We start from the raw sequence: 5,059 nt of genomic DNA, 5'->3' as shown, positions 1-5,059 counted from the left end.
GGCCCGAAGAACATCACCTGTCCCAGAGGGTCTCCTTCCACCAAAATGGCGTTGTACACGTCGTTGACGTTAGCGAGGGGATGGGTTTTGGGAAGCAGGGTGGGGTGGACTTTAACTTCGAGTTGTTGGGGTTTGTCGCCGTCTGCGGAGGTATCTTCTTGAGCGATCGCCAGCAGTTTGATGGTAAAGTCGAGCTTCTCGGCGTAGGCGATATCGGCAGCACTGACGTGGCGAATCCCTTCGCAGTAGATGTCATCGAGTTTGATGCGTCCGCCAAAAGCAAGGGAGGCGAGGATGGCGATTTTGTCGGCGGCATCCAAACCATCCACATCGGCGGTGGGATCGGCTTCGGCATACCCCAAACGTTGGGCATCGGCGAGAACGTCGGCAAAGTCTACCCCTTCGGCTTGCATCCGGGTGAGGATGTAGTTGGTGGTGCCGTTGATAATCCCGGTGACTCGTTTGATGCGGTTGACACCCAGGGCTTGCTTGAGGGGACTGATGACGGGAATACCGCCCCCGACGGCGGCTTCAAGCATCACGTACACGCCTTTATCGTTGGCGGCAGAAAAGATTTCATCGCCGTAGCGGGAAATGACGGCTTTGTTGGCGGTGACGATGTGTTTTCCCGATTCGATCGCCTTGAGGATAAGCGATCGGGCCGGTTCGAGTCCGCCAATCAATTCGACCACAATATCAATATCCGGGTCGGTGACGATGGCTTCGAGATCGGTTCCCACAATCTGGGGGGGCAGTTCGATCGATCTCGGTTTGTCAGGCGATCGGACCCCAACTCGGGCAATGGCTAACTCTTGCAGTAGGGGATGTCGCCCCATGGTGTCTAGCAAAATTTGGGCGGTTCCCGTACCAACTGTGCCTAATCCCAGTAAACCGATCTTGAAACCCACAATAAGTAAACCTGCACCAACTTGACGTGACTTCTTTCATATTCTAGAGGTTTCTTGACCCTCCCGCTGGAAATCAATGAATTCAGAGCGAAAAATACATCGATAGAATTGTCGATCGTCTACAAAAATCATCAAACTAAATATTATGACGAAGCCTTTCGATTGTCGAAAAAGGTTCGATCTCAATTTTCTAAAAAGTTAAGACCGAGAAACAAAGCGGTCACTGTTCCCGAAACGCAAATATCTCCCGCTTCTATCTTGCTGTTAATTTCGGAAATTGGAACTAAAACAACTTTAATTTCTTCAGTTCGATCGAGATTTTGTTCGCTCGTTAATTCCACATCCCGAGCTAGAAATAAATGAATTTGATTGGTATCTTTTACGGGATTATCGTAAAACGTTGCCAGTTTCGTTAGTTTTTTAGCCACGTAGCCTGTTTCTTCTGTGAGTTCCCGCGATGCGGCGATTTCAGCCTCTTCCGTCGCCCGATCGAACCCTCCTGCCGGAAGTTCCAATAAAATCTCCCCCACACCATGTCGGTACTGACGTACGAACACCACTTGGCGGTCTCGGGTGATGGCAAAAACTAAGGCAATATCCGGTCGAACGTTTACGAAAAAATCATCGACGATCTCGCCGTTGGGCAATCGGACTTCATCTCGCCGAACCTTACACCAACGATGGTTTAAAACCTGGTGAGATTGCAAAAGCTGCCATTTTTTCATAAAACAAGCGATGCCACGAGACTAAGTTGGGAGTCCTACTCTTCCGTTGTACTATACCGAACGATCGATAGCGACTCGAAACGCGCTCTCGATTACTCTAAAATGTTACTTAGCCATCTATAATGCGACGATCGATCCGCCGCCGATGGGTGAGTGGAGAAGTCATATTTGAGGTGAGAAAATGAGCGATCGAATTGAGGTACTACGGGGAGATCTCACTCAACAAAATGTCGATGCGATCGTCAATGCGGCCAACAGTTCCCTTTTAGGAGGCGGCGGCGTTGATGGGGCGATTCACCGCGCTGCGGGCCCGCAATTACTCGCCGAATGCCGTCAGTTAAACGGCTGCGAAACTGGAGAAGCCAAAATCACCCAAGGGTACAACCTGCCGGCAAAGTGGGTGATTCATACCGTCGGCCCGGTTTGGAGAGGCAGTTCTCTCGGACGCGACGACCCTCGCCCGGAAGACGAGTTGCTGGCTCGGTGCTACCGCAATTGCTTGCAGTTAACTCAAGAGTATCCGATCGCCACCATTGCCTTTCCTGCCATTAGTACCGGGGTTTATCGCTTTCCCAAACTGCGCGCGGCCAAGATTGCGGTGCGAGAAGTGCGGCAGTTTCTCGCACGGAATTCGGCGCTCGAATTGGTACTCTTCGTCTGTTTTTCCGATCCCGATCGATCGATCTATCAGCAAGCTTTGGAAGGTTCCCATCGCGCACGCCGTCGATCGCGCCACTAAGCGGCGAGTATCTAAGTGACTAAGGCGTGTCAACTTAAGGTCTGGAATTTTGCAACACCCCATTATTGGCTGCCAAAACCTAGACTCGGGGGGTTTCCCCCGCACGCTTACCAAGGAGAACCCACCATGGTAAAACCCGCCCAATAGTAGGGATGAGAGAAATTGCGATCGCCCCAGCGTCCCAATTCCGGAGGCAGGGAAACCCCAAAATCCGGCGCGATCGCCAGTTGACTGCCTTCAACGAAAACCTCTCCCCGCAGCATCCCCAATTGCGCTTGCCGCAGGGCTTCAGCTTTGATGGGAGCCTCTTTCAGGTGGCGGTAAAACTGACTCATCAGAGCTAGAGATCCCATATCGCTCACCTTCCACAAACTGGCCAGAGCAGACTTGGCGCCCGATCGCACGGCCAATCCCGCAAACCCTAACTCGGCATATTCATCTCCTACTGCCGTTTCGCAAGCACTCAGCACCAGTAACTCGACCACTGGAGGGGCATACCATCGGGCTTGTCGCAGTCCGTCGAGGGAGAGGCGATCGTCCCATAGCTGAATGTAGGCTTCGTGCCTTCGGCCCGGATCGAATTGGGCGTGGGTTGCTAGATGGACGATGCTGAAGGTTTCTTCCTGACGGCGGGCGATTAAATTTTCTAGGGTAAAGGCTTCGTCGATAAAGGCCAAACCCGGCCATAAACCTTGAGTGGATGAGGTTTCGGTGAGGAGATCGGATTTTTGGGAGCTGTCGGTTTCCTCGGATAAGTCCCGTGCCACATCGCCGATCAGAATTGAGAGTTCCGAGAGAACGGCCGGTAACGGCTCGGCATCGGAATTGGGAAATTCCGACGCACCCATCGCCAAAACGCGAGCGTCTCGGACGCTTTTGTACTGAGTATTGGTGAGGCTGAGGCTGGGTACGGAACCGATACTGTAGCGTTCCACCAAAAATTGCCGGCCGTCGTGCAGTGCCGCCAGGGGAACTTGCCGCAGTCCCGCATCCATCGAAAAAATCAGGGTGTCGATGCCCAAACCCTCTAGCTCCTCTTCTAAGGGTCTTACAAGCCAGTGGTAGAGTTCTTGAGCCAGGGGTAGATAGCTATCGGATCTCGGTGAGTTGAGATTGTTGAGAAAGATGCGCACGGTATTGCGCAGGCGATGGCGATCGAGATCGACGGTTTTGACGATCGGCGGCCCCTCGGGAACCACCAGCACCAGGTTGAGCTGTTCGCCACGATCGGCACGATCGTCGGATAGTTGGCTTTTGGGTAGAGTCAAGGCATAAATAATGACGGATTTTTTGCCCGTTTGCGTCTCGATGGTTTTTAAAGCATTCCGCATCGTCTCTGCGGTGGCATTCTGTGGGCTATCTTCACGATCCTCAAAATAAGACTTATATTCTGCCTCGAACAGTCTCTCGATTTGGACTGTGGCTTCTTCGGTATCTCCATCGGCTAGGGTTTCGGCAATGTCCGCGCGCGTAGGCAATGGGGATGCCACAGACAAATCGAGCGATGGGGAATCGGCCACATTGCCGGGGATTTCGTCGGATTCGATCGCCTCGGGAACTGAAACGGAAGCGCGATGGACGGTAGGTGGTTCTTGAGGGGTTTCGGATGTTTCCACTGAGGCGGCGTCGCTTGTTTGGGGTCGATCGGGTCTGGTTCGGTCGATCGCCCGGATGGGGTTAGACTCTTCTGGGGAACGGCGAGGGATTGTCTGTGATGGCGGGGATGAGAAGATGGACGATTCCGTTTCGGGAGATAGATTCTCCTCTGTGGGGTCGGGGATAACTTCAACCTCCAAGACCCTATCCTGGGGTTGAATTTTGGGTCTCACGGCAACGGTTGCATCCGCTGGGGGAAAACTCCACACCATATCTTGGGAGGATTCGCTATAGGGCATTCTCAAGGAAATAGCACGATCGGCTTCCGGCATCCCCCAGGTAAAAGCGAGTATCTCGGTGTTGGTATCGATTCCAACGGACAATTCCCCATTCAATAATTCGGCAATATGCCAAGCAACGGTCAGTGTTGATGACCCGATAAACTCGGGTAAAACGTCTAAATCGAGTTCGGTGTCTGTGATGGGATTAAACGTGACACTCCAATCGACATCCAGATTCAGTGAGTTCTCGGGTTGTGCATCGGTTTCGGGTTCAAGAGGTTCCGAGATCGGTTCCGTCTCTGGAGGTGTTTCAGGGTTGGGGGTAGGAGTTTCCACAACCTGTCCCGTGTCTGGAAGTGTTTCGGGATTGGCAGGTTCTATTCCTGAGTTGCCTTCCGTTACGGAAATGGGTTCAGAGGTTTCGTTAGGGGATGGCGGATTGACGTCAATTTCGATCGCATCCCCAGTATCGGTGGGAGGTGGATCGGAACTGCTATCGGTTTCGGGAGTGAGGTTAATGAATTCTCCGTCTAGAGGTGAGTCGGGGGGGTCTACATTAACTGCAATATCCGTGTCGGCATTCTCTTGGGCTTGTCCGTCTTCGGGATTGTTCGGGGTTTGTTCGACAGGGGTCTGTGCGACGGGGGTTTCTGGAATTTCTGCGTCTAAATTCTCTCCATCATCAGTTCCGGTATTCAAGTCTGGATTCAACTCTGGATTCGAGAGAGGCGGATCGGGTTCGGGAGGCGGATCTTGAATATTGGGGGGCGAATCGGGTTCGGGGTTGTCGGATTCGGGAGGGTTGTTGAC

Annotated in this window: 4 protein-coding genes; 1 reads left to right on the top strand and 3 read right to left on the bottom strand. The window is 52.7% G+C overall.

What is annotated here, in order from left to right:
- Together IQ235_RS18685 and IQ235_RS18680 are read right to left on the bottom strand one after the other, a co-directional pair.
- Positions 1-908 (bottom strand): homoserine dehydrogenase (locus IQ235_RS18685; RefSeq protein WP_264322920.1); only part of this gene is annotated, 908 nt, incomplete at its 3' end.
- Positions 909-1,090: 182 nt separating this feature from the next.
- Positions 1,091-1,633 carry an NUDIX hydrolase gene (locus IQ235_RS18680; protein ID WP_264322919.1) on the bottom strand — a complete coding sequence of 181 codons (543 nt, stop codon included), beginning with the start codon at positions 1,631-1,633 and terminating at the stop codon, positions 1,091-1,093.
- A gap of 181 nt (positions 1,634-1,814) precedes the next feature.
- On the opposite strand from IQ235_RS18680, the gene IQ235_RS18675 reads away from it, so the two are divergent.
- On the top strand, positions 1,815-2,372 hold the full coding sequence (locus tag IQ235_RS18675) for an O-acetyl-ADP-ribose deacetylase (RefSeq protein WP_264322918.1): 558 nt from the start codon (positions 1,815-1,817) through the stop codon (positions 2,370-2,372).
- Positions 2,373-2,479: 107 nt separating this feature from the next.
- Here the strand turns inward: IQ235_RS18675 and IQ235_RS18670 are convergent.
- Positions 2,480-5,059, bottom strand: a 2,580-nt coding sequence (locus tag IQ235_RS18670; protein ID WP_264322917.1) for a CHAT domain-containing protein, incomplete at its 5' end; no start/stop codon positions are given.

Source organism: Zarconia navalis LEGE 11467 (assembly GCF_015207075.1).
Classification (GTDB): Bacteria; Cyanobacteriota; Cyanobacteriia; order Cyanobacteriales; family Geitlerinemataceae; genus Zarconia; species Zarconia navalis.
This window is presented reverse-complemented; position numbering and strand designations above follow the sequence as displayed.

Excerpts from the sequence above, each read along its gene's own strand:
- IQ235_RS18675 (WP_264322918.1), top strand. The coding sequence starts at position 1,815 with ATGAGCGATCGAATTGAGGTACTACGGGGAGATCTCACTCAACAAAAT.
- IQ235_RS18680 (WP_264322919.1), bottom strand. The coding sequence starts at position 1,633 with ATGAAAAAATGGCAGCTTTTGCAATCTCACCAGGTTTTAAACCATCGT.